The 24987-nt window shown below is 43.9% G+C and carries 21 protein-coding genes; 11 read left to right on the top strand and 10 right to left on the bottom strand.

Going from position 1 to position 24987, the window contains the following annotated elements:
* Positions 1-18 precede the first annotated feature (18 nt).
* Entirely contained in the window at positions 19-489 is a 471-nt protein-coding gene (locus FTV29_RS03470) for a DUF6231 family protein (RefSeq protein WP_180075079.1), read from the bottom strand.
* 34 nt (positions 490-523) lie between these two features.
* On the opposite strand from FTV29_RS03470, the gene FTV29_RS03475 reads away from it, so the two are divergent.
* Complete coding sequence (locus tag FTV29_RS03475; RefSeq protein ID WP_005096774.1) at positions 524-1393, top strand: DUF2797 domain-containing protein; 870 nt, start codon at positions 524-526, stop codon at positions 1391-1393.
* Positions 1394-1456: 63 nt separating this feature from the next.
* Here FTV29_RS03475 and FTV29_RS03480 read toward each other — a convergent pair whose 3' ends face one another.
* The 3 genes from FTV29_RS03480 to FTV29_RS03490 all read right to left on the bottom strand — a co-directional run bounded on the left by FTV29_RS03480 (position 1457) and on the right by FTV29_RS03490 (position 4362).
* Positions 1457-3322, bottom strand: a complete 1866-nt coding sequence (locus FTV29_RS03480) for a SurA N-terminal domain-containing protein (RefSeq protein WP_180075080.1) — start codon at positions 3320-3322, stop codon at positions 1457-1459.
* Between the two features lie 130 nt (positions 3323-3452).
* Positions 3453-3725, bottom strand: a complete 273-nt coding sequence (locus FTV29_RS03485) for an HU family DNA-binding protein (RefSeq protein ID WP_004786051.1) — start codon at positions 3723-3725, stop codon at positions 3453-3455.
* A 157-nt stretch (positions 3726-3882) separates the two neighbouring features.
* Entirely contained in the window at positions 3883-4362 is a 480-nt protein-coding gene (locus tag FTV29_RS03490; protein WP_100355016.1) for a phasin family protein, read from the bottom strand.
* Positions 4363-4565: 203 nt separating this feature from the next.
* On the opposite strand from FTV29_RS03490, the gene FTV29_RS03495 reads away from it, so the two are divergent.
* The 8 genes from FTV29_RS03495 to fdx all read left to right on the top strand — a co-directional run bounded on the left by FTV29_RS03495 (position 4566) and on the right by fdx (position 10737).
* A complete protein-coding gene (locus FTV29_RS03495; protein ID WP_005171121.1) occupies positions 4566-5216 on the top strand; it encodes a hypothetical protein in 651 nt (216 codons plus the stop codon).
* 112 nt (positions 5217-5328) lie between these two features.
* Entirely contained in the window at positions 5329-5802 is a 474-nt protein-coding gene (locus FTV29_RS03500; RefSeq protein WP_005171122.1) for an Rrf2 family transcriptional regulator, read from the top strand.
* A 1-nt stretch (position 5803) separates the two neighbouring features.
* A complete protein-coding gene (locus tag FTV29_RS03505) occupies positions 5804-7021 on the top strand; it encodes an IscS subfamily cysteine desulfurase (protein WP_005171123.1) in 1218 nt (405 codons plus the stop codon).
* 107 nt (positions 7022-7128) lie between these two features.
* Positions 7129-7515, top strand: coding sequence for a Fe-S cluster assembly scaffold IscU (iscU, locus tag FTV29_RS03510; protein WP_005171124.1), 387 nt, complete (start codon positions 7129-7131; stop codon positions 7513-7515).
* 34 nt (positions 7516-7549) lie between these two features.
* Positions 7550-7870, top strand: coding sequence for an iron-sulfur cluster assembly protein IscA (iscA, locus tag FTV29_RS03515; protein ID WP_005096766.1), 321 nt, complete (start codon positions 7550-7552; stop codon positions 7868-7870).
* 103 nt (positions 7871-7973) lie between these two features.
* Positions 7974-8489: a Fe-S protein assembly co-chaperone HscB gene (hscB, locus tag FTV29_RS03520; RefSeq protein ID WP_005096765.1), complete on the top strand. Its 516-nt coding sequence runs from the start codon at positions 7974-7976 to the stop codon at positions 8487-8489.
* Positions 8490-8523: 34 nt separating this feature from the next.
* Complete coding sequence (hscA, locus tag FTV29_RS03525) at positions 8524-10383, top strand: Fe-S protein assembly chaperone HscA (protein WP_100357144.1); 1860 nt, start codon at positions 8524-8526, stop codon at positions 10381-10383.
* Between the two features lie 15 nt (positions 10384-10398).
* A complete protein-coding gene (fdx, locus tag FTV29_RS03530) occupies positions 10399-10737 on the top strand; it encodes an ISC system 2Fe-2S type ferredoxin (RefSeq protein ID WP_005171126.1) in 339 nt (112 codons plus the stop codon).
* 66 nt (positions 10738-10803) lie between these two features.
* Here fdx and FTV29_RS03535 read toward each other — a convergent pair whose 3' ends face one another.
* The 5 genes from FTV29_RS03535 to aspA all read right to left on the bottom strand — a co-directional run bounded on the left by FTV29_RS03535 (position 10804) and on the right by aspA (position 18535).
* Entirely contained in the window at positions 10804-12294 is a 1491-nt protein-coding gene (locus FTV29_RS03535; RefSeq protein WP_179999929.1) for an adenylate/guanylate cyclase domain-containing protein, read from the bottom strand.
* A 56-nt stretch (positions 12295-12350) separates the two neighbouring features.
* Complete coding sequence (locus FTV29_RS03540) at positions 12351-12785, bottom strand: HIT domain-containing protein (protein WP_004646760.1); 435 nt, start codon at positions 12783-12785, stop codon at positions 12351-12353.
* Between the two features lie 229 nt (positions 12786-13014).
* Positions 13015-16473 carry a transcription-repair coupling factor gene (gene mfd, locus FTV29_RS03545; protein WP_179999927.1) on the bottom strand — a complete coding sequence of 1153 codons (3459 nt, stop codon included), beginning with the start codon at positions 16471-16473 and terminating at the stop codon, positions 13015-13017.
* Positions 16474-16596: 123 nt separating this feature from the next.
* Complete coding sequence (locus FTV29_RS03550; protein WP_005171129.1) at positions 16597-16962, bottom strand: hypothetical protein; 366 nt, start codon at positions 16960-16962, stop codon at positions 16597-16599.
* A 130-nt stretch (positions 16963-17092) separates the two neighbouring features.
* Entirely contained in the window at positions 17093-18535 is a 1443-nt protein-coding gene (gene aspA / locus FTV29_RS03555) for an aspartate ammonia-lyase (RefSeq protein ID WP_180075113.1), read from the bottom strand.
* Between the two features lie 419 nt (positions 18536-18954).
* Between aspA and putP the strand changes: the two genes are divergently transcribed.
* Positions 18955-20463, top strand: coding sequence for a sodium/proline symporter PutP (gene putP, locus FTV29_RS03560; RefSeq protein ID WP_100357194.1), 1509 nt, complete (start codon positions 18955-18957; stop codon positions 20461-20463).
* Between the two features lie 77 nt (positions 20464-20540).
* On the opposite strand, the gene FTV29_RS03565 is transcribed toward putP, so the two are convergent.
* Complete coding sequence (locus FTV29_RS03565; protein WP_005096755.1) at positions 20541-21035, bottom strand: Lrp/AsnC ligand binding domain-containing protein; 495 nt, start codon at positions 21033-21035, stop codon at positions 20541-20543.
* A gap of 119 nt (positions 21036-21154) precedes the next feature.
* Here FTV29_RS03565 and putA point away from each other — a divergent pair, with 119 nt between their 5' ends.
* Complete coding sequence (gene putA / locus FTV29_RS03570; protein WP_180075081.1) at positions 21155-24907, top strand: trifunctional transcriptional regulator/proline dehydrogenase/L-glutamate gamma-semialdehyde dehydrogenase; 3753 nt, start codon at positions 21155-21157, stop codon at positions 24905-24907.
* Positions 24908-24987 lie beyond the last annotated feature (80 nt).

The raw sequence follows: 24987 nt of genomic DNA on the forward strand, positions 1-24987 counted from the left end.
AATTAAGCAGGCATAGGCTTACCAGCGAAATTTATCCCAGTTTTCCGGATTGGCCCAGAACTTGGAATTAAACCAGTCGGGCACATGCTTATAGGTTAAAATATTAAACTGCCACAGCGCAAAATCCGCCCCGTGCGTGGTCTTGTCAATCAGCTGGGTAAATCCCAAAGCTCTCAATAGTTTTTCATCTTGCAGCCGACTGATCACCACCAGACGTTTAGCAAATAAATCACGCAATTTCACCAAGATTCGACTCATGATCTGTTCAGACAAATATTCGGTTTCTATCGTATCCAGCATTACCACAGCCAGGTCATAACGTTGCTGAAAAGGCAGATTTAAAAAGCCAGATACGCTAAAATAGTGCCATTGAATAGATGGCTGAAACTGGACTTGCCTTAAGTCCTGCCCAATACAAATAGCAGTATGAATTGGCTGTTCCTGTGCGAAATCGTCTAGCATTGAAGTAATGACATTCTGCTCAGCCATAACTGCATCCTTATGATTTAAGTGAGTAATCTTTATGGAACTTCAGGGCATTTGCCATAAAATGCATGTCGGCCTCAAAGACCTTAGTGTAACTGATCAACAGATACAGCGGGCAAATGTTGAGTATAAATTAATTCTGGATCGTGCAGAAATCGATCTTCCGTTTAATTTAGGCCAAGACATCGAGATTGAATGGACGGGGAAGATTTATTGCGTATCTTGTGGCAATAAAACCTCAAAATCTTTCTCGCAAGGTCACTGTTTTAAATGTTTTAAGACCAATGCTTCATGTGATATGTGCATCATGAAGCCAGAAACCTGTCATTATCATTTAGGCACTTGCCGCGAAGATGAATTTGCCCAGAATGTCTGCTTTCAACCGCATATTGTCTATCTAGCCAATTCCAGTGCATTGAAGGTCGGGATTACCCGTACCAGCCAAATGCCGACCCGCTGGCTGGATCAGGGCGCAACCCAAGCCCTGCCGATTATGAAAGTTGGCTCACGTCGCCTCTCTGGCAAATTGGAAGTCATGTTTGGTACGCAGGTCGCAGACAAAACAGACTGGCGCAAGCTGCTCAAAGGTGAAGCAGAACCACTGAATCTGATTGAAGTCCGTGAACAGCTGTTAGAAGAATTTGCACCTAAAATTCAAAGCATTCGTGAAGAATTTAATCAGAATCTTGAGTTTAATGAAAATATTGAAGTGCTTGAGCAGGAATTGGCACGCGAGTTTATTTATCCGGTCGAGCAATATCCAGAAAAGATTAAATCACATAATCTGGATAAAACTCCGGTGATTCGTGGCAAATTACAGGGTATTAAAGGTCAGTATTTAATTCTGGATACCGGTGTAATCAATATGCGTAAATATACCGGTTATGAACTGATTATTCGTGCTTAAACCCTCATTTGGCTAGAGCATAAAAAACCAGCCCGCAGGCTGGTTTTTTTATTTAAGAGCGTCTTATTTGATTTTTGCCTGAGATTTCAGGTAGCGCGTATAGTCATCAAATTCTTGCTGACCACGAAGTTGCTGATACAACTTCACCAACTCACTACGTTGCTCTGCACTCAATACATCCACCGGGTTTTTCTTTACTTCTGATACCGCAACCACGACCAGCTCATTTGGCATTTTCGCTGTGGTCACTGACCAATGGCCTGCTTTTGGTGTCGGAAGACTAAAAGCGGCACGTTGTACATCACGTTTTAGCAAACCTTCAGCACGGGTATACACGCCAGCATCTTCAAAAATCAAAGCACCTTTGGCGACTGATGCAGCAGGTTTGGTTTTGAACTCATCCAGAGCTTTCTGAATTTTTGCTTTTGCCAAAGCAGCGGCTTTGTCTTCAATCAATTGAACCTGAACACGCTGTTTCGCTTCTGCCAGTGTTTGTTCACCAGCTGCATGATAGTCACGCACCTTGATCCAGGCCACATCACCATTGGCCAACTGAATGCTTGATGAAGCATTACGATCACCATTTTTGACATCATCATTAAACAGTTTGACTTTAAGGTTGGCATCGCTCAACACTGGGTCACGGGTTGAAAGTTTTACTCCTTGGGCTTTCTGAACCTGCACGCCTTTCACTTCTTGTGTAACAACCTCCAGAGAATCACTTCCCACCACCATATCATTCAAGCTATTCACCGTATCGGAGAATGCATTGGATTTTTTAGCAGCCAAAACCTCTTCAGATAAACGTGCTTTTTGTGACTCAAAAGATGGCACAGCCACATCAGGTGATTGCACAGAAATAATATGATAGCCATAATCTGTTTTCACAGGAGCAGAGACCTGACCTGATTTTAAAGAGCTAACAGCCTGGTCAAATGTGCTACCAAATACGCCAGTTTCATAGACTGCAATTGCTCCGCCTTTAGACTTGGATTCAGGATCTTCAGAATATTGTGCTGCAGCCTGTGCAAAAGTGTTACCGGCTTTAATTTTCGCTGCCACTTCTGCAGCCAGTTTTTGTGCTTCAGCATCACTACGACTGTCCGCCGTAATCAAAATATGCTTCACCTCTGGTTTAACTGCCTGTTTTTGTGTCGCAACAAAGGCTGTATACGCTTCCTGAAGTTCAGCATCTGTCACTGCCAAACCCTGTGCTTGAATATCACTTGGCTTCAACACCACATAGTCTACATCTACACTGGTCGGCTGTGTAAACGATGCCTTGTGCTGTTCATAATAGGCAGCGACTTCAGCATCGCTGACTTTGACATCTTGTTTATAACTGTCCAGATTAATACTGGAAATATGAATATGACGCTGTTCAGTCTGTAAATCGGCAATTTGCTGCATTTCGACCGGACTCACCAGTGGATAGTCCAGGAATGTCGAAGACAGCATTTTCAGCGCATGATCTTTACGCAAACTTTCGACTAAAGCACGATTGGTCATGCCAATTGATTTAAGATAGTTCTCATATAAAGCATCAGAGAACTTACCATCTTGCTGGAAAGTCGGCTGCTGGGCAATCATCTGTACAATTTGCTGGTCACTCAGGCTGATGCCTAATTCTTCTGCCTGTTGTAGCAATAAGGTACGTGAAACCAAAGTATCCATGGCTTTCTGGTCAATGAAGCTTTGATTCAGCAAGGTTTCATCGCCATTGGCATAACTGAGATATTGTTCTTTAAATGATTTCGTCAGTGACTCTAATTCTTTTTGAGATATTTCAGTTCCGTTCACGGATTTTGCCGCATCAGAGCTCCCGCCGCTAAAATATCCTTCAATACCTACAAGCGCTAACGGGGTCAAAAACAGAACGAGTAAAACTTTACCCAACCAACCCTTAATAACTTTACGAAAAGCTTCCATAAGTATTCCAATATTTTATTTGCAAAGGATTTTAACCGAAAATACCCATTGAATGAATGTGTTAATCATCACAATTTATTTTATCAATAAAAAACGCGCCAAAGAAGGCGCGTTTCATCGCTGGGTAAGCTTAAGCTACAGCGTCTTTTAAGCCTTTACCCGCTTTGAAGCTAGGCACTTTGCTTGCTTTGATCTCAAGAGTAGCGCCAGTCTGTGGGTTACGGCCAGTACGTGCAGCACGTTCTTTTACACCGAAAGTACCAAAACCGACCAAAGTAACTGTATCACCCGCTTTTAAAGCTTCAGTAACAGAAGCAATTGTAGCATCTAAAGCTTTACCTGCGTCAGCCTTAGATAATCCCCCTTTCTCTGCAATTGCATCAATTAATTCTGATTTATTCATGAAGATTACGTCCTCTTAATATCGTTTATTTAAGGTTCAAGAATTTGTTTAACATGCCATAACGCCTTTATAGCAATGCTTTAGGTATAAACGCAATACTTAAGAACCTCTTTTTTTTCAAAAAATATGCGAAAAAAACATTGAATAATAAATAAAGTCATTTTATTTGTGTTTTTTTCGACAATTCTTCCTGCATTTTTTCTTGTTCCGCAGTCAACTGATCAACTTTGGCATGTAACTGAAGGATTAAACGTTCCAAATGTTGTACATCCTTGAGTGTGACTAATCCTATACGATTCAATGAGTGATGAACAGAGTTGTCGATCAGCTTTTCTACTTTATCTTTGGTCTCTGTGACCGACTCTTTGGCCTTTTCTGAGACCTTTTCTACAGTTTGATCTGCAATATCTGCAGTTTTAGACTCCAGTTCTTCTCCAACCTTGACCAGTGAGTCAAACAGTTTATTGCCTTCTTCTTCGGCACGTGAAAATGCTCCCAGTCCAGCCAGCCAGATCTGTTTGGTATATTTACGAAAATCAAGAGCCGATTTGCGCTCCGAGGCAGATTTGGACTTGGCTTTCACTGTTTTCTGGTTTAAAGCTTCAGCTGAGTCTTGTGCTGTTTTTGACTTGTCCATGTGCACGGCTCCTGTTTGTTTTCTGCGCAATTATTATAAATTATTCTACAAAATCACTGCATAATAGCAAATTTAGTACTTGATAGATTTGCTAAACTGTTCTACAAAGCAATTTATTTCAAGTCTAATTTGATTTAACCCTGAAATCTCTTCACAGGCAGGAAGCTTTTTCACTTTATATTTCAGGTAAGGATTGGTTGTATATGAGCGAATCGCAACAAAGTCAAAATCAACCGCATTTGTTGCTTACGATGACGTTAATTGTTTTAGAAACAATATTTACCTTCATTCTCAAGCATGATCGTGTCGTTGCATTACAAGCCAAGAAGTTTGTAGATGAAAATATCTCGATTAAAATCAATAGCTATATTCCATATTTCGACTTTTATGTGCAATTCACCACAAATGGTCTTTTATTTGACCATAAAGCACCGGGTCGCATTGTAGATCTGGATGTGCGTACCACACTTCCCGATCTGATCAAAATTTTTATTTTTGGCAATCGTCGTAGCATTCGTAGTATGCGCATTGATGGTCATCAGGTTTTGAAAGACGAATTTCGTGATTTATTAACCGTATTCAGCTTGCCAAAAGTATTAGCCGACTGGAAACACTGGCTGTCTGAAACACCCACTGATGAAACGGAAATTATTGCGTCCAAAAAGCGTATAGCACCACTCTTAAAGAAAATTGAAGAGCAGCGTTCCAAGATCAATACCTTGCAGGTAGAAGTCAAGCAGTATAAAAACCGCCTGAAACGGATCGAACGCCGTCAAAAGCGCATTAATATTGTTTTTGGCCTGAGTAGCATACTTTTGATTACGTTATTAGTGTATAATTGGCTCAGTATCTAAATCTTTCATTATGAAAAAATTAAATCCCACTAAGGTCTACTAAAAATAACTTGACTAATTTAGTCGGGATTCTTAAAATCGATACATCTAGTCTAACCATGTGTATCGAATCATGCGCCTAACCACTCGCGGTCGCTACGCTGTGACTGCTCTACTTGATCTAGCTTTGCAGCCTTCTGAAAAAACGATTACGCTCGCCGAAATTGCGGCACGTCAAACTATTTCTGTTGCCTATCTTGAGCAGTTATTTGCGAAACTCAAGCGCCATGGCTTGGTTTCAAGTGTTCGTGGAGCAAATGGTGGATACCATTTAGCACGTAATGCAGATGAAATTACTGTGTTAGCAATTATCGAAGCTGTAAACGAAACAGTTGATGCGACTCGCTGTGACCATAAAGGCAACTGCCAGAATGGTGCGATGTGCTTGACTCATGATTTATGGCAGGAACTCTCCCACCACATTGCCGATTATTTAGCAAAAATCTCGCTTGCTGATCTGGTTGCACGTGACAATGTACAAACAGTGTCATTACGCCAAAATTCAGCATCCTTTGATTCAGCCCTTTTATCGGTTACAGGTATTTGACATGAAACGTCCGATTTATCTTGATTATGCAGCTACGACTCCGGTAGATCCTCAGGTTGCTGAACGTATGATGGAATGTTTAACATTCGAAGGTACCTTCGGTAATGCTGCATCTCGTTCACATGCTTATGGCTGGCAAGCAGAAGAAAAAGTTGAATATGCACGTGAACAGGTCGCTAATTTAATTAAAGCTGATCCACGTGAAATCGTATGGACTTCAGGTGCAACCGAATCAGACAACCTTGCGCTTAAAGGTGTGGCTCATTTCTATGCATCGAAAGGTAAACATATCATTACCTCTAAAATCGAACACAAGGCAATTTTAGATACGTGCCGTGAGTTAGAGTCTGAAGGTTTTGAGATTACCTATATTGAACCACAGCCGCAAACCGGTTTAATTACTCCGGAAATGGTTCAAGCAGAAATTCGTCCAGATACGATTCTGGTTTCACTGATGATGGTGAACAACGAAATCGGTACGGTTACTGATGTTGCAGCGATTGGTGAAATCACTCGTGCCAACAAAATTTTCTTCCATGTCGATGCAGCACAAGCGGCAGGTAAAGTTGAAATTGATCTTTCAACTTTAAAAGTAGACCTGATGAGCTTCTCTGCGCACAAGATCTACGGCCCCAAAGGTATTGGTGCCCTGTTTGTACGTCGTAGCCCACGTGTACGCCTTAAAGCTGAAATGCATGGTGGCGGTCATGAACGTGGTATGCGTTCAGGTACGCTGGCAACGCATCAAATCGTGGGGATGGGTGAAGCATTCGAACTTGCAGGCAAGAATCTGGAAGCTGAACAAACCCGCTTACGTGTACTTCGCGACAAGCTTTGGAATGGCGTACAAGACCTTGAACAGGTGTTCTTGAATGGTCATCCTACACAAAACGTAGCGAACTACTTGAATATCAGCTTCAACTTTGTTGAAGGTGAATCACTGATGATGGCCTTGAAAGATGCTGCGGTATCTTCAGGTTCAGCATGTACCTCTGCAACACTGGAACCCTCTTATGTACTTCGTGCATTGGGTCTTTCAGACGAGCTTGCACACAGTTCGATCCGCTTCAGCTTTGGTAAATACACCACTGAAGAAGATATCGACCATGTATTGAGTATCACTAAAGCTGCTGTTGAGAAGTTACGTGAACTTTCTCCGCTTTGGGATATGTTTAAAGAAGGTATCGACCTTTCTAAAGTTGAATGGGCTGAGCACTAATCTTCATTCTGAGATAGTGACCAATCGGTTGCTATCTCATTGAGAAAAGTTTTTTAACCCCCATATTTAATAATACTAAGGCTGACCCCGAGGTTTGGAGAAGCAACATGGCTTATAGCGAAAAAGTAATTGATCATTACGAAAACCCTCGTAATGTTGGCGTTTTAGATAAAAATGCTGAAAACGTTGGTACGGGTATGGTTGGTGCACCCGCATGTGGTGACGTGATGCGTTTACAGATTCAAGTCAACGATGCAGGCGTAATTGAAGAAGCACGTTTTAAAACTTATGGTTGTGGTTCAGCAATCGCATCAAGTTCTTTGGTGACTGAATGGCTCAAAGGTAAAACTTTGGATCAAGCTCAAGCAATCAAGAATATCGATATTGCAACTGAACTGGCACTTCCACCAGTAAAAGTACACTGCTCTGTTCTTGCAGAAGATGCAATCAAAGCAGCTGTAGAAGACTACCGTAACAAGAAAGTTAAAGCTTAATTGTTCCACGTTTTTAAATTTTAACGGAGTTTTCATGATCCATTTAACTGAAAATGCTGCAACTCATATCAGCAATTATTTAAAAAATCGCGGTAAGGGTGAAGGCATTCGCGTTGGTGTGAAAACTTCAGGCTGTTCTGGTCTGGCTTATGTACTCGAGTTCGTTGACGAAGTCGATACACATGACCAAGCATTTGAGCAGTTTGGGGTTAAAGTATTCATTGATCCGAAAAGTCTGGTTTATCTTGAAGGTATGGAGATGGACTATGTTAAAAACGGCTTGAACGAAGGCTTTGAATTTAACAACCCCAACAAAAAAGGCGAATGCGGTTGTGGTGAATCCTTCACTGTATAAACCCGGCAGTTATTCTCTTTTGACATTAAAACAGTGTGTTTCACACTGTTTTAATTGCATTTATACAGTTATTTTTGCACATTAATCGCGGACCCCATCTCCCATGAATCATTTTGAGCTGTTCAATCTTCCAGTAGCACTCGATATTGATTTGGCAACTTTAAAAACTGAATTTTTAAAGTTACAGCAACAATATCATCCCGATAAAGCTGAAGACAAAGATCAGGCCCTGATTAAATCAAGCGATATCAATCAGGCTTTTAAAGTTTTGTCAGCGGTCGATAGCCGTGCAGCGTATTTATTGTCCCTCAAGAAACAGGATTATCACTTAGATCAATCGATCAGTGATTTTGAATTCTTGCAGGACGCTCTGGAAATTCGTGAACAACTCGACGATGCCACCTCTGCTGAAGATTTAACTTCACTGAAAGTTGAAGTACAGCAATGGATTGACGGTCTGGTTCGTGAGTTTAAAATTGACTATACCGATGAAGACTGGGCTGAAGCACGCGATACAGTGCGTAAACTACGCTTCTTTGTTAAAGTCATGGCAGATATCGACAAGGCGGAAGACCGCTTCCTGGACGATGACAGCTTTGACCTTGATGATGATTTCTAATTTTTAATATTTAACGTGCAAAGGATGTAACACTATGGCTCTCTTGCAAATTGCAGAACCAGGTCAATCAAGTGCACCACATGAACACCGCATTGCGATTGGTATCGATTTAGGCACCACCCACTCTTTGGTTGCCACGGTTCTTTCAGGTAAAGCCAAAGTGCTGAATGACGAACAAGGTCGTGTGCTACTTCCTTCTATCGTGCATTATGCAGAACAGCAGACTCAATATGGTAATGAAGCCGCGCCTTTTATTACCAGCGATCCTAAAAATACCATCGTTTCAGTCAAGCGTTTCATGGGGCGCTCTCAAGCGGATATCAAATTCCAGCATCCTTATGCCTTGGTCGGCGAAGCGAATGAAATGCCGGCTTTTGAAACCGCACAAGGTCGTAAAACTCCGGTTGAAATTTCTGCAGAAATTTTAAAGCAGCTCAAAGATCGTGCTGAAGCAAGTCTGAAAAATCCGGTGAATGGTGCAGTGATTACCGTTCCAGCGTATTTTGATGAAGCACAGCGTCAGGCAACCCGAGATGCTGCCCAGCTTGCCGGTTTGAATGTTTTACGTTTATTGAATGAGCCAACCGCTGCTGCTGTGGCTTATGGCCTCGATCAGGAAAGCAACTTGAGTACAGATCGCAACTATGTGATTTATGACTTGGGTGGCGGTACTTTCGACGTTTCGATTTTGCGTTTTTCGCAAGGCGTGTTTGAAGTGCTTGCGACTGGTGGCCACACTGCCCTCGGTGGTGATGACCTGGACCGTTTAATTTTGAAATGGGCCAAGAAACAGCTAAACATCGAAACTTTAGATGATGCTGAATATGCACATTTTATTGTGGCAGCACGTAAGGCCAAAGAAGCTTTGTCTGATGCAGATTCAGTTCAACTCAAATTACTCGATCAAGTTTTAAACCTTGACCGTCCAACCTTTGAAGAAATCATTAAAGTTGCTTTGGACAAAACCATCAGCGTATGTAAACGTGTGATGCGTGATGCCAAGCTTGAACTGGATGACATTCAAAATGTGGTTCTGGTGGGTGGCTCAACCCGTTCTTATGCCGTACAAAAAGCAGTTGGTGACGTATTTAGCCAAGAACCGCTGTGCACGATTAACCCGGATGAAGTGGTTGCCATTGGCGCATCGATTACAGCAAACCAACTGATAGGCAACTCGACTGATGGTTCCTTATTACTGGATGTTACCCCACTGTCTTTAGGTTTAGAAACCATGGGCGGACTGGTGGAACGTCTGATTTCACGTAATACAGCCATTCCTGTAGCACGTCGTCAGGAATTTACTACCTATCAAGATGGCCAGACTGCCATGTTGATCCATGTGGTTCAAGGTGAACGTGATCTGGTTGAACATTGTCGTAGTCTGGGTCGTTTTGTCTTGCATGGCATTCCACCAATGACAGCCGGTCAGGCACGTATCGAAGTAACTTTCCAGGTCGATGCTGATGGTTTGTTGACGGTATCTGCCAAAGAAACAACATCTGGCGTGCATGCGCAAATTGATATTAAGCCATCTTATGGCTTATCCGGGGAAGATACTGAGCGCCTATTACTTGACGGTTATAAATTTGCCGAGGAAGATAAAAATCTGCGTCATTTGAATGAAACCAAAGTTGAAGCCCAGCGTGAGCTAGAAGCACTGGTTCAGGCACTAAAAGTAGATGCCGCTCTGTTGACTGAAGAGCAACTGGCAGCACTGCAAACTGCACAGGCACAACTTGAAACCGAGCTTCAAGGTTCAGATATCAAAGCGATTGAATCTGCAGTTGAACTGCTTAAAATACATAGTGATGCTTTTGCAGCAGCACGTATGAATCAACATATTGATGCCGCTCTTAAGGGCACTAAACTCGACGACTGGTCAAACTCAAACTAATTTAAGGTAACGACTATGCCACGTATTAAAGTTCTTCCACATGCGCAGATTTGCCCCGAAGGTGCTGAGTTTGAAGTCGAACACAATGCCAACCTGTGCGAAAGCCTACTCAAAAATGGCATTAAAATCGAACATGCCTGCGATATGTCAGCTGCATGTACAACGTGCCACGTTGTGGTACGTCAAGGCTTCGACAGCCTCGAAGAAATGGATGATGTAGAAGCAGATTTACTGGATCGCGCTTGGGGTCTGGAACCTGATTCGCGTCTTTCTTGTCAGGTCACACTGGTCGATGAAGATCTTGAAATTGAAATTCCAAAATACACCATCAATCACGCTTCGGAAAATCATTAAGATTTTTCTTGAAAGATCATATAAAAAACCACGCTTAGACGTGGTTTTTTATATTTATGAGAATGATTAAATTATTTTGGAGTCTTTGAGTGATTCAAATTCGTCTTGTGGTTGAAGATGCTCAATCACTTCATCTTCAAGTTTAAGCTTGACGATGCCCTGAGAGTTGGTCAATTTCTGCTGAGTTTCAATGCGTTTAATCATTTTTTCCAGTACATGAATCAATTCTGGATATTCAAAGTTTTGTACTTCGTCCAGATTGAGCAGTAAATGAAAGCCTTTATATTCATAGTCGAACCAACGTTGATACTCAACTTTCTGCGATGCATATTTTTCCATTAGCTGCCAAGTTCTTACCGGTGCTTTAATGCCTTTCAAGAAAATTGGTTTCTTCGGCGCACATAAATAATCATTTTTGATCAGATTATGAGTATCTTCTGAAATCAGGATTTCATCCACTTCAGCTGCGCTCTGTAAGCGCGCTGCCAGATTGGCATCCCGTCCTACAATGGTATAGGCCATCCGATGCGTCGCACCATAATTCCCGACGTGGCAATAACCGGTCGAAATACCCATACGGATATGCAGTGGCGGATAACCCATTTTAATCCAACGCTCACGCAGCAGTTTCATTTGCTGACGCATGGCAATCGCCATTTCCATACAGTTCTTGGCATCCTGCTCTACGCCTTCAGAGTTTGGATCACCAAAGAAAATCAGGATGGCATCACCCATAAATTTATCGACAGTCGCTTCATAATTTTTGGCGATTTCGGTCATATGCCGCAAATAATCATTGAGCAAGAATGCTAAATCATCTGGAATAAGCGTTTCAGACAGTTCTGTAAAGCCTTGAATATCCGAGAAGAAAATTGTTAACTTTTTACGTTTATATTCAATTTTCGCTTCAGATTCACCTTTCATGATGGATTGCCACAACTGCACAGGCGCATAACGACTCAGCTGATTGGCAAATTCCATATAACGGTTCATCTGTTCAAAATAATGATTTTTCTTCTGGGTCATATACTGCACACGACCACTCTGATAAAAACTTCCGACACCAAAATAGGTAATCAGGCAGATGAAGCCTAAAACCGTTAGTTCACTGCTTGTCGGTTCAAAATAAGTCCCAAAACCAAAGACCAGAATATTGGCCAGATAAAAAACGGTGATCCCGACCAGACTGGCCAGAGAAGCCATCATCAATGAAATTTTATTACTGATCGCGGTATAGAGTATTGCCACCAAACCCAGCAAGGACAATACCAAATCCAGCTGTACTGCGGCTAAAACCACTACAATGACAATAACATCAATCAGAAAAAGAACATTGCGCCGAATACGATAATCATGGCGATAGATCAACCAGCGCGACAGTTTCGAGCTAATCAATAAAATCAGGAATAAAAACACAGGAACAAAGAGCTGATACTGAGTATCCGGTTCAGTGTAATGAAAGACGACCAGAACCAGAGACAGCATGATATAGCCCATCAAGCGATGAAAATATTCAAACTGTTGTGGTTCTTTTTGAATCCAGTCGTCTAATTGCATTCAGTCACTCCCTGAAATCCGCAATCGTTCATAGATCTCGGAATACTTGGGGCTAATCAGTCCATACGCCAGTCAAATGGCATATCGCCTTGACCACGTAGCGCCAGCATGAGTGTTTGACGCATATGTGCTAATACTTCACTGCTATAAGGAACAGCTGGTGTACCCCAAACAGGCTTCGGCCATGCTACATCGTTCTGATAACGAACCACATGATGAAAATGCAATTGCGGAACCATATTGCCCAATGCCGCGACATTCATTTTATCCGCACGAAAAACACGTGCCAGCTGGCTTGATAACCAGCTTGATTCACGTAAAAACTGCTCTTGGTCAGCTTGGCTCAATTCATATAATTCAGAGACACCCGGCACACGTGGAATCAGGATCAGCCAGGGAAATTGCATATCATTCATCAAACGACATGTTGACAAAGGAAAGTCGCCTACAAAAAAAGTATCTTGAGCAAGTTGTGGATGCAAACTAAACATATCTTTATAAATGATGCAAAATTAGAATGATGGCTAATACTAACATATCCAACCGAAGCTGAATATTGAAAGCAATGGGTTTAAAGACAAATTCTCATGATTTGTTGCAAGGCGCATCACGAGAATTTGTTCGAACATTTCATTAAAAAAAGCTGGTTTATCATTCCTGAAAATTTCAATGAAAATGAAATGTATCATGAACTTTCAAACTGATTTAGTCTAAATCAAATTAGCCCACTTCTTTCAATAGACTGTCCAGCAAATCCTGAATAAACTGAATCCGCTTTTGGTAATCTTCCAGCATGACCATGACCTTAAGACGTTGCCCGCCATTCATCCGGAAATAGGTTGGATGTTTCTGCATCATCTGGATAATGGTCATGGCCTGAACCGGGGTATCTGGCGCGAATTCCACATGCCCACCTTGAGCACTAATATCAATTTTGGTGATGCCAAGCTGCTCGGCTTTGAGACGAATCTGATGCACGGCAAAGAGCTGTTTGACCGGTTGTGGCGGTATGCCAAAACGGTCGATCAATTCCATCCGAATATTGTCCAGCTTCTCCTGAGTATCAGTATTACTGATACGCTTATAGAACAACAGACGCTGATGCACATCTCCGAGATAATCATCCGGAATGAGCGCTGGCATATGCAGGGTAATTTCTGCGGTCAATGACAAGGGTGCATCGAAGTTTGGGGTTTTACCTTTTTGAATGGCTTTGGTGGCTTTTTCCAGCATTTCCATATACAGGCTATAACCAATCGCCTGCATTGAACCGCTCTGCTGTTCGCCGAGTAATTCACCTGCCCCGCGAATTTCCAGATCTTCGGTAGCCAGCATAAATCCGGCCCCCAAGGTCGAAGCACGCTGGATCGCATCCAGACGTTTTTCGGCATCGCCTTTTAAGGCTTTTAAAGACGGCACCATTAAATAGGCATAGGCCTGATGATGCGAGCGCCCGACTCGGCCACGGAGCTGATGTAATTGTGCCAGGCCCAGTTTGTCAGCACGTTCAATCAAAATGGTATTGGCATTTGGGACATCAATCCCGGTTTCAATAATGGTCGAACAGACCAGAACATTGTATTCCTTGTGATAGAACTGCTGCATCACCTGCTCCAGTTCACGTTCACGCATCTGGCCATGTGCCACAATCACCCGGGCTTCCGGCACCAATGTACGAATATGCGCTGCGGCACGGTCAATCGTATCGACTTCATTGTGCAGGAAATAGACCTGACCACCACGCAACAGTTCACGCAGAATCGCTTCTTTAATGGTGTCATCGGTATGTTCTTGCACAAAGGTTTTCACCGCAAGACGGCGTGCCGGCGGTGTGGCAATAATCGATAGATCACGCATGCCACTAAAGGCCATATTTAGTGTACGCGGAATTGGAGTGGCTGTCAGGGTCAACATATCGACATCGGCACGCATGGCCTTAATCCGTTCCTTATCGCGCACCCCGAAACGATGTTCTTCATCGACAATCATCAGGCCAAGATTTTTAAACTGGACATTTTCCTGTAAAATTTTATGCGTACCAATCACGATATCCACTTTGCCTTCAATCAGGTCGTCAATGGTCTTGGTATGTGCTTTGGAAGAACCGAAACGTGACAGCACTTCAATCCGAACTGGCCAATCGGCAAAGCGGTCTTTGAATGAATCATAGTGCTGTTGTGCCAGCAAGGTGGTTGGCACCAGAATCGCCACCTGCCGGTTATTCTGTACCGCAACAAATGCAGCACGCATCGCCACTTCCGTTTTACCAAAGCCGACATCACCACAGACCAGTCGATCCATCGGTTTGGCTTGTTGCATGTCATGCAGCGTGGCTTCAATCGCATTGGCCTGATCCAGTGTTTCTTCATAGGCAAAGCCACTGGCAAACTGCATATACAGACTTTGATCAATTTCAAAACTGATGCCGGGTTTAGAGACACGGCGTGCCTGAATATGCAGCAACTCGGCCGCAACATCATGAATCTGTTCCAGCGCTTTATGTTTGGCTTTATTCCATGCGTCCGTACCCAGTTTATGCAAAGGTGCCAGATCCGGATCACCACCACTGTACCGGCTGATTAAGTGTAGATTGGTCACCGGCACATAGACTTTGGCGGCATCCGCATAATCCAGCTGCAAAAATTCGTGATCCTGATCATCAATACTTAGGGTGACCAGACCGGCATAACGTCCGACCCCATAATCGATATGTACCACAGGCGCGCCCATGGTCAGCTCAGTTAGACTTCGGATCAGAAACTCTTCGGAAACTTCCTGTTGACGTTTGCGACGGCGTTGTACCACGCGATGTTCATAGAGCTGGTTTTCAGAAATGATGCTGACACGATCGGTCAGCACCAGACCACGCTCTAATGGCGCATTGGTAATCGCAATCGCATACAGGGAGGTGATAAAACTCTCAAAGTTATCAACCGTCGGAATATCACCCAGACTTGGTCGTAACGCATCTTTTAAGCTTTCACGGCGTCCGGCACTCTCGGCCACCAGCAGCACCGGATGATTGGCCTGATCGATATATTTTTTGACTTCAATAAATGGTTTTTCACGTTTTGGATCGACAGGCAGACGTGGTGGCAACTGGGTATCGAGGTTCAATACGCCGGCTTTTTGGTCAAAAGGCGTTTGGGCGGCAATAATACGTGCAAATTGATTCAGCTGCTCCAGAACCTGATTGGTCTGAAAGAACAGGCTGTCTGGGGGTAGGATCGGCTGATCAACATTGTGACGGCGATCTTCATAACGGCGCACCACATCTTGCCAGAATTGGGTCAAACTCTCGTCTAAAGCCCGATCTGTAATGACAATGCCATTCTTTGGTAAGTACGAAATAAGTGAGCTTTGGTCTTGCATGGCCTCAGCACTGAAAAACAGCGGTAAATAAAACTCGATTCCCGGTGAAACAATGCCCTCCATCACATCCAGATAGATCGGGTTTTTCTTTGGATTGGCAGTTGAGAAAAATTCGGCATAACGGTCACGGAACGTCGCACGGCCTTCCTTGAGTGGAAATTCCTGTGCCGGCAATACGGTAAACTGTTGCAAACTTTGTGTGGTGCGCTGAGTTTCGGAATCGAAAAATTTCAGGCTTTCAATTTCATCATCAAACAGGTCAATCCGAATCGGTGCTTCCTGCCCCGAGGCATAAATATCCATGATACTGCCGCGTACCGCAAACTCACCCGGATCATAAACCGTATCGACCAGATGATAACCGGCCTGAATCAGCTTTTTCTTCTGTTGTTCCAGATCGAATTTCTGTCCGACGTGAATATCAAAATGTTCACCCAAAATCCATGAAGTCGGTGCGATACGCTGGGCCAAGGTTGAGGCAGAAAGTAACAGCACGCCAGTTTTTGGCATATTGGATAAAATCGCCAGACGTTCCGAGACAATATCCTGGTGCGGAGACAGGCGGTCATAAGGCAAAATTTCCCAATCTGGAAAAATCGTGGGTTTAATCCCATAAAATTCCAGTTCACTTTCCAGTTGACCCAAATGCTGGTTATTGCGTGCAATCACAATAAATAAACGCGATTGCTGCTGCACGATTTCTTTGAGCAACAATGCCGTCGAGGAACCTTGCAGATTGCCTAACCAGCGTTTCTCGCCTGCTTTGAGTTGTGGTAAATTGAGTTGGGAAATTTCTTGTTGGAACATGGATATAGCTTTAAAGTCTAAATAACCTGAGGCTTATACTAGCACGATGATCTCAGGATATTTTGTTATTTTTATGCAGTCTTGCCACATCCATACGCTTCGATTTCAAGCCACTTTTAACACTTATTTTTTCTCTCGCAGAAAGTTACGATAATAATCATTTAACTTCTTGAGGATCATTTTAAATTGCAGCAGGTTCTCTTCGGTATTTCCCAAAGTCACATTAAAACGCTGATGGGCAATTTCCAGATCAATCTTTTCATTGATCAGCATCGCGGTGTCGTATAAAGCTTTTAAATCATCAAACTGTTTTAGACGGCGATTGGACAAATATTCTAAGCGTGCGGCCAGTTCCTGATTTAAGTCAATGCCATCCACGATATAACCTGTGCCTTCGACATGCTGGATATTCTGCTCGTCTAAATATAACTGTGCAGCAGTCGGTTTATTAGTTTTAAATAATGCACTGATTTTATCAAACATCGCCATTTACCCAGCCAAATAAAGTTCAGACCCTAGTCTAGATGAAAATGCCTCAAATCCACATATCGAACTTGAGGCAAATTGTCAAAATCACAACAATCAGTTGAGTTGAGCTGTTTCAAGACAATTTATGCTATCAAGAAACCTGTTCGAGCTGACTCTCTGCTACAGGTATTTCAGACACCAGATTTTCAAATGCAAAGATTTCTTCTAATTGTGTTTCGCTTAATAAACCGAGTTCCAATACCACTTGCGGCACGGTTTTATTTTCACGCATACATTGTTTACCAATTTCATCACATTTGGCATGCCCCAGAATCGGCTCAAGTAAGGTCACAATCCCGACACTGCGCATGACCGAACTTAAACAGATTTCTTCATTGGCCTGAATGCCAGCAATACATTTCTGATTCAGGGTTTGCATGCCTTGAGTCAACAATTGAATCGACTCATTCATGGTCAGGGCAATCACAGGTTCCATCACATTCAGTTGTAACTGCCCAGCTTCCGCTGCCATAGTAATGGTCAAATCATTACCGATGACCCGGAAGGCAATCTGATTGACCACTTCCGGAATCACAGGATTGATTTTTGCCGGCATAATTGATGAGCCTGCTTGCAATTCCGGTAAGCGAATTTCAGCCAGACCTGTACGTGGTCCCGAGCTAAGCAAGCGCAAGTCATTACAGATTTTGGACAGTTTCACTGCCAGGCGTTTTAAACTGCTCGACAAGATAATAAAGACACCACAATCACTGGTGGCCTCCACATAATCTTCTGCACCTTTTAAAGGCAGCCCCGTCAGGTGCGCCAAAGTTTCGACGACTCGCGTCGCATAACCTGGCGGCGTGTTTGCCCCAGTCCCGATCGCTGTTGCACCTAAATTGACTTCCAGCAATAACTGGCGCATCTGCTCAATCAGTTTTAAATCTTCCTTTAATAAAGTCGCAAAAGCCCGGAATTCCTGCTCCATGGTCATCGGGACGGCATCTTGCAACTGGGTACGCCCCATCTTGATCACATACTGAAATTCGGCTGCCTTCGTATATAAACAGTCAATCAGTGCTTTCAGCACTGCCAATAATTCATTCAGGCTGCTATAAGTTGCCAAACGTAAAGCGGTTGGATAGACATCATTGGTCGATTGCGAAGTATTCACATGATCATTCGGATGCAGGATGTGATACTCACCTTTATGATGCCCCAAGATCTCTAAGGCGATATTGGCAATGACTTCATTGGCATTCATATTAATTGACGTACCAGCACCGCCCTGATAAGGATCAAGTGGAAAGGCCGCTTGCCAGTTTTCAGGATGCTGAATCAATTCATTACAGGCTTTTTGAATAGCAGTACTCGTCTGCTCGGATATTTTTTGAAAATGCAGGTTGGTCTGTGCCGAAGCTTTTTTGACCTGAGCCAATGCACGAATAAAATGTGATTGTTGCCCTATAGCCAATCCTGAAATCTGGAAATTTTCGATGGCACGTAAAGTGTGAATCCCATAATAGCTGTGTAATGGGATCTGTTTTTCCCCCAATAAGTCACGTTCAATGCGGGTCGGTTCGATTTGCAGCATATTGTCCACTAAAAAATACCTTGGCGATGCACCGTATTTGGTGTGGTCTCAATATGAGCAAACAAATACAGAGCGAATAGGAGGACTTTAACCTAAATTTGCTACGATTTATTACCAATACAGTAAAGCTGTGAGTTTTGTAAGATCATGTAAATAAAAAGCTAAAATTTAAATCTTTTAATCGCTTATCCTGAATTAGCTTGTTTTGCCTCAATCCAATACTTTATCTCTCGCTGTTAAGTGGCTTAACTTTCCTTAAGTTCCATCTAGTTAAATTGGTATTTACAATAAACATACATAAAAGCTGTGTAAATGTTACAGAGTGTAATTTTTAAACCGTGCTTGAATCACTGCCTTGTGATCTCCGTACAAAAAATCATCTGGAACGATGGTTTCCATATTTACAGGATGCCCTGCCTATGACTTATTTAAATCCGACCCTGATTACCTTCATGTTTTATATTATCGCCATGATTGCAATCGGTTTATATGCTTACCGTGCAACCTCCAATTTTGATGAATATATTTTAGGTGGACGTAGTCTGGGCAGTGTCGTTACAGCTCTTTCCGCAGGTGCATCAGATATGAGTGGCTGGCTGCTGATGGGTCTTCCGGGCGCAATTTACCTGTCTGGCCTGTCAGAAGCCTGGATTGCCATCGGCCTGATTATCGGAGCGTGGCTAAACTGGTTACTGGTGGCAGGTCGTCTACGGGCGCATACCGAATACCAGAATAATGCCCTGACCCTGCCAGATTATTTCACCAGCCGTTTTTCCGACCGCAAACGCATTTTACGGGTCTTGTCTGCCTTGGTGATTCTGGTGTTCTTTGCAATTTATTGTGCCTCGGGCATGGTCGCAGGTGCACGCCTGTTTGAAAGCCTGTTCGGCTGGAATTACACCACGGCGCTTATCATCGGTGCGATGGCGACAATTTTATATGTGTGTATTGGTGGTTTTCTGGCAATCAGCTGGACGGATACTTTTCAGGCCGGTTTGATGATCTTCGCACTGTTGCTGACCCCGATCATTACCTTCCTGGCCTTGGGTGACAATAGCCAGCAAGTGAGTGTCATCCTTGAATCTGCCCGTCCACATGCGTCCAGTATGCTTGAAGGCTTAAGCGTGGTGGCGATTATTTCCAGTCTGGCCTGGGGTTTGGGTTATTTTGGTCAACCACATATTTTAGTGCGCTTCATGGCAGCAGATTCAGTGAAAACCATTCCTGCTGCACGCCGTATTGGCATGACCTGGATGATTTTGTGTCTAGGCGGCGCAGTGGCAGCTGGTTATATCGGGATTGCCTATTTCACCGTTAATCCAGCATTCGCCTCGGTGGTGAACCAGAACCCTGAAACCGTGTTTATGGAATTGACTAAAATCCTGTTTAATCCATGGATCGCTGGCATCGTACTTGCAGCTATTCTGGCCGCGATTATGAGCACCTTGAGCTGTCAGCTTCTGGTCTGTTCAACCACCCTGACTGAAGATTTATACAAGAGCTTCCTGCGCAAAAATGCCTCGCAAAAAGAACTGATCTGGGTCGGTCGTGCTATGGTTTTAGTAATTGCGTTAATTGCGATTGCCTTGGCGATTAATCCGAACAGCAAGGTTTTAGGTCTGGTGGCTTATGCCTGGGCAGGCTTTGGTGCAGCATTTGGCCCCTTGATTATCTTGTCTTTGTTCTGGAAGCGTATGACCCTCAACGGCGCGATTGTCGGCATGCTGGTCGGTGCGGTGACGGTAATCGTCTGGAAAAACTATATGGGTGATACCGGCCTGTACGAGATTATTCCCGGTTTTATTCTGGCTACCCTGAGTATCGTGATTGTCAGCTTAGTGGATAAGGCACCGAATGATGATGTGGTACATCGTTTTGAAATGGCCAAAGCTGAATATCAAAAAGAAATGGCTGAAATGAAAAAATAGTCTGGATATTCAATACAATAAAAGGGACTTTCAAGTCCCTTTTGTGTTTTTTAGATTAGTCGTTAATACGCTACAAATTATTTAGATTTTCCCGGTATTTTTAGATGGATCTGCTGACTTTCTTTAATCACCTCCATCACCGGATAACTGCGTGTTTCCTTGATCCCGGGCAGTTGCCATAAGATTTGCCCGGAAATTTTACGGAATTCATCCATATTGGCGCAGCGGATTTTTACCACAAAGTCGAAACCGCCACTGATCATATGACATTCAATAATTTCTGGAATCTGCCGGACTGCATGGGAAAACTCATCTAAAACATTCGGTGTGGTTTTATCCAGTAAAATCTCTACAAAAACCACAAAAGCGTTATTGAGCAGATTTGGATTCAGACGGGCTTCGTAGCCCAGAATATAGCCTTCTTTGCTCAGTTTCTGCACCCGCGCCAGTGCCGCGGTCGGCGATAAATTTACCAGTTCAGCCAGTTTAATATTGGATAATTTGGCATCGGATTGTAATAAACTCAGGATACGAATATCTATACGGTCTAGGCTTAAATAAGGAGGCTGCATTAGAATTATTCTCTAAAAAATGTAAAAACTATAGTGAGATATTCGTCAAATATTCTGTGATTATAGATTAAAACTCGTTAGCCCCGCTAGATCTGATTGCAGCAGTACAGGATGTCACTATGCCGACCACACTAAGCCCCACCTATGGTTCAGATGCCATGAAGCAGCCAAATTATATCGCCGAATTCAAAGATAAAAATGAATACGAACAACGTATCAACACTGCATGGCGCCGTGCGGAAACTGAATGCGTCGAAGAACTCTTGCTGCATAGTGAAATTTCCTCCGAACTCAGCGACAAGATTCAAGCGCTTGCCTTTGATCTGGCGCATTCCTTGCGTGAACGTAAAAATTCAGGCGGTAAAGCGGGCATCGTACAAGGATTATTACAGGAATTTTCCCTATCTTCTCAGGAAGGCATTGCCCTGATGTGTCTGGCCGAAGCCTTGCTGCGTATTCCAGACAAAGCCACGCGTGACCTGCTGATCCGCGACAAGATCAATCAGGGCAACTGGAAAGAACATCTCGGTCAAAGCCAGCTGATGTTTGTCAATGCCGCAGCCTGGGGCTTGATGCTGACGGGTAAATTAATGGAAACCCCACAGCAAAAAAGCCTGTCCAGTTTATTAACCGGCCTGTTGGCGCGCAGTGGTCGCGGCATTATCCGTAAGGCCGTCGATGTTGCCATGCGCATGATGGGCGAACAGTTTGTGACGGGTGAAACCATTGATGAGGCGCTGAAAAATGCAGAACGTCTGGAAGAAAAAGGCTTTCGTTATTCCTATGACATGCTTGGTGAAGCAGCACTGACCGATCCGGATGCGGAACGCTATTATCAGGATTATCAGCAAGCGATTCATGCCATCGGGCAAGCCTCGCAGGATAAAGACGTTTATGATGGCCCGGGCATTTCCATCAAACTCTCTGCCCTGCATCCGCGTTATCAGCGCGCACAGATGGATCGTGTACATGATGAACTGTATGGAAAAATGCTTAAACTCGCGGTCTTGGCGAAACAGTACAATATCGGTTTAAACATTGATGCCGAAGAAACTGACCGTCTGGAAATTTCCTTGCAACTGCTTGAACGCCTGTGTTTTGAGCCGCAATTACAAGACTGGAAAGGCATTGGCTTTGTGATTCAAGCCTATCAAAAACGCTGTTTCTATGTGGTAGATTATATTGTTGATCTGGCCAAACGTAGTCAGAAACGCCTGATGATTCGTCTGGTCAAAGGTGCCTATTGGGACAGCGAGATCAAGAAAGCACAGATTGAAGGCATGTCGGACTATCCGGTATTCACTCGTAAGGTGCATACCGATCTATCTTATATCGCCTGTGCGCGTAAATTATTGGCTGAACCGGATTATATCTATCCGCAATTTGCCACCCATAATGCACAAACGGTGGCCACGATTTACCAACTGGCGCAACCTGAGCAGTATTATGCGGGTCAATATGAATTCCAGTGTCTGCATGGCATGGGCGAACCCTTGTATGAAAATGTGGTGGGCGACAAGTCAGCGAATAAGCTCGGTGTACCTTGTCGTATTTATGCGCCAGTCGGCAATCATGAAACCTTATTGGCTTATCTGGTGCGTCGTTTGCTGGAAAATGGCGCAAATACGTCTTTTGTCAACCGGATTGCCGACAAAACCCTAAATATCGAAGATTTGATTGAGAATCCACAACAAACGATTTTAAAAGCTGCACAGCAGGAAGTCATGATCGGTGCCAAGCATCCGCATATTCCTTATCCGCAAGATCTGTATGGCACACGTATTAACTCATCGGGTCTGGATCTCGCCAATGATGCAGAGCTGAGCGCCTTAAATGAAGTCGCTGCCAGCCTGAAAAACACACAATTTCAGGCAGCAGCCATGGGAACGGCGTTTACAGTGACCGACACAAGTAACGCAGTGCAAATCATCAATCCGGCACAACATCAGGATGTAGTCGGTACAGTCTATGAAGCGACTCAGGAACAGGCTGAAATTGCCTTAACGCAAGCTGTCAATGCACAAGGTTTCTGGGCCAATTTGCCAAAAAATGAGCGAGCAGCCTGCTTAAATAAAGCCGCGGATCTGATGGAACAGCGTTTGCTGACACTGATGGTGATTCTGTCCCGTGAGGCTGGCAAAACCTATGCCAATGCCATTGCCGAGGTCCGGGAGGCGGTAGATTTCTTGCGCTACTATGCCGGTCAGATGTTGGATTTAGCTGAAAATACACAGATTCAACCTTTGGGTACCGTACTGTGTATCAGTCCATGGAACTTCCCGTTGGCAATTTTTACCGGCCAGATTTCAGCAGCGCTGGTCGCGGGCAATACCGTTATTGCCAAACCGGCAGAACAGACCCCGCTGATTGCTGCACAAGCGGTGCAGATTTTATGGGAAGCGGGCATTCCGCAAGATGTCTTACAGCTCTTGCCGGGTCAAGGTGAAAGCATTGGTGCGCAGCTCAGTGCGGATTCACGCATTCAGGGCATTATGTTTACCGGCTCAACCGAGGTCGCCCATATTCTGCAAAAAACTGTAGCGGAACGTCTGAACCAGTTTGGCGAAAGTGTGACCCTGATTGCTGAAACCGGCGGTCAAAATGCCATGATTGTCGATTCATCTGCATTAACTGAGCAAGTGGTGCTTGATGTGGTTAATTCTGCCTATGACAGTGCCGGCCAGCGTTGTTCTGCTTTGCGTGTGCTCTGTGTGCAAGAAGATAACCTGGATGCTGTGCGCACGATGCTCAAAGGTGCCATGCAGCAGTTAAGAGTCGGCAATCCGATTTTATTAAAAACCGATATTGGTCCGGTGATTGATCTTGAGGCCCAGCAAAATATTCAGACGCATATTCAGCAGATGCGCAGCAAAGGTCACAAAGTCCATCAACTGATGTTTGACCAAGATGAGACTGAATTAACCCAAGGCACCTTTATTCCGCCAACATTGATTGAACTTCCAAACCTGAACGATCTGGAGCGTGAAGTCTTTGGTCCGGTGCTGCATCTGATCAGCTATAAATATGGTGAACTGGAACAGTTATTGGAACAGATCAACAGCAAAGGCTATGGTCTGACCATGGGCTTACACACACGTATTGATGAAACCATACAAACCGTGATTGCGCGAGCAGAAGTCGGTAACTTGTATATCAACCGTAATATCGTCGGTGCAGTTGTGGGTGTTCAGCCTTTCGGTGGTGAAGGCTTGTCCGGTACTGGCCCTAAAGCTGGTGGGCCGCTTTACATCTACCGTTTAATGCAGCAGCTTTCCGAGAAGAAATTGGCGCAGCCTTATGCCATGCGATCTGATCAAGCCCCTATTGAACACAAACCAGTCCAGGAATTTAAGGCTTGGGCCTCTAAAACTTTCCCCACAATCTCCTTAAAAGCACCCAGCCAGATTGCGACCGGACAAAGCTTTAGTTTGCAAGGTCCAACCGGCGAAGAAAACCAGTACATGATCTTGCCACGTGAAAGTGTTCTATCTTTGGCGCACACCGAGCAAGACCAGATTCAGCAAATTTTGGCCATTTTATCGGTCGGCAGTCGCCCTGCGGTATTGGCTGAAAATACTTTTGTGCTGAAATATCTACAAACAATGCCAAAAGCAGTTGCTGCCCGATTCAAAGTGATTCAAGACATTGAAAGTGGGGAATTTGATGCTGTATTACATCATGGTGATGCTGCGGAATTGATTGATTTACAGAAGCGTATTGCGGCTCGAAAAGGCCCCATTGTAGGAATCACGCATTTAAACTCAGGCAATCATGACATTCCGGTGGAGCGATTGGTGCTTGAACGGGCCATTAGCATCAATACGGCAGCAGCCGGTGGCAATGCCAGTTTGATGACGATGAGTCATCTCTAAATTAATCGAATCATCTTGTCATTTTTCTGTTCATGATTTCCTCTTTACGGCCAAATTTTTCTCCTCAGAGGGTTTGGTCT

Source organism: Acinetobacter sp. YH12254 (genome assembly GCF_013417415.1).
Lineage (GTDB): Bacteria > Pseudomonadota > Gammaproteobacteria > Pseudomonadales > Moraxellaceae > Acinetobacter > Acinetobacter pseudolwoffii.

Bases quoted from the DNA above. Each gene is read 5' to 3' on its own strand.
- FTV29_RS03490 (WP_100355016.1), bottom strand. From the start codon at position 4,362: ATGGACAAGTCAAAAACAGCACAAGACTCAGCTGAAGCTTTAAACCAG.
- FTV29_RS03475 (WP_005096774.1), top strand. From the start codon at position 524: ATGGAACTTCAGGGCATTTGCCATAAAATGCATGTCGGCCTCAAAGAC.
- FTV29_RS03500 (WP_005171122.1), top strand. From the start codon at position 5,329: ATGCGCCTAACCACTCGCGGTCGCTACGCTGTGACTGCTCTACTTGAT.
- iscU (WP_005171124.1), top strand. From the start codon at position 7,129: ATGGCTTATAGCGAAAAAGTAATTGATCATTACGAAAACCCTCGTAAT.
- FTV29_RS03535 (WP_179999929.1), bottom strand. From the start codon at position 12,294: ATGCAATTAGACGACTGGATTCAAAAAGAACCACAACAGTTTGAATAT.
- FTV29_RS03505 (WP_005171123.1), top strand. From the start codon at position 5,804: ATGAAACGTCCGATTTATCTTGATTATGCAGCTACGACTCCGGTAGAT.
- fdx (WP_005171126.1), top strand. From the start codon at position 10,399: ATGCCACGTATTAAAGTTCTTCCACATGCGCAGATTTGCCCCGAAGGT.
- iscA (WP_005096766.1), top strand. From the start codon at position 7,550: ATGATCCATTTAACTGAAAATGCTGCAACTCATATCAGCAATTATTTA.
- FTV29_RS03485 (WP_004786051.1), bottom strand. From the start codon at position 3,725: ATGAATAAATCAGAATTAATTGATGCAATTGCAGAGAAAGGGGGATTA.
- FTV29_RS03565 (WP_005096755.1), bottom strand. From the start codon at position 21,035: ATGCAGCCTCCTTATTTAAGCCTAGACCGTATAGATATTCGTATCCTG.
- FTV29_RS03470 (WP_180075079.1), bottom strand. From the start codon at position 489: ATGGCTGAGCAGAATGTCATTACTTCAATGCTAGACGATTTCGCACAG.
- FTV29_RS03480 (WP_180075080.1), bottom strand. From the start codon at position 3,322: ATGGAAGCTTTTCGTAAAGTTATTAAGGGTTGGTTGGGTAAAGTTTTA.
- putP (WP_100357194.1), top strand. From the start codon at position 18,955: ATGACTTATTTAAATCCGACCCTGATTACCTTCATGTTTTATATTATC.
- FTV29_RS03495 (WP_005171121.1), top strand. From the start codon at position 4,566: ATGAGCGAATCGCAACAAAGTCAAAATCAACCGCATTTGTTGCTTACG.
- hscB (WP_005096765.1), top strand. From the start codon at position 7,974: ATGAATCATTTTGAGCTGTTCAATCTTCCAGTAGCACTCGATATTGAT.
- FTV29_RS03550 (WP_005171129.1), bottom strand. From the start codon at position 16,962: ATGGCGATGTTTGATAAAATCAGTGCATTATTTAAAACTAATAAACCG.
- aspA (WP_180075113.1), bottom strand. From the start codon at position 18,535: ATGCTGCAAATCGAACCGACCCGCATTGAACGTGACTTATTGGGGGAA.
- putA (WP_180075081.1), top strand. From the start codon at position 21,155: ATGCCGACCACACTAAGCCCCACCTATGGTTCAGATGCCATGAAGCAG.
- FTV29_RS03540 (WP_004646760.1), bottom strand. From the start codon at position 12,785: ATGTTTAGTTTGCATCCACAACTTGCTCAAGATACTTTTTTTGTAGGC.
- mfd (WP_179999927.1), bottom strand. From the start codon at position 16,473: ATGTTCCAACAAGAAATTTCCCAACTCAATTTACCACAACTCAAAGCA.
- hscA (WP_100357144.1), top strand. From the start codon at position 8,524: ATGGCTCTCTTGCAAATTGCAGAACCAGGTCAATCAAGTGCACCACAT.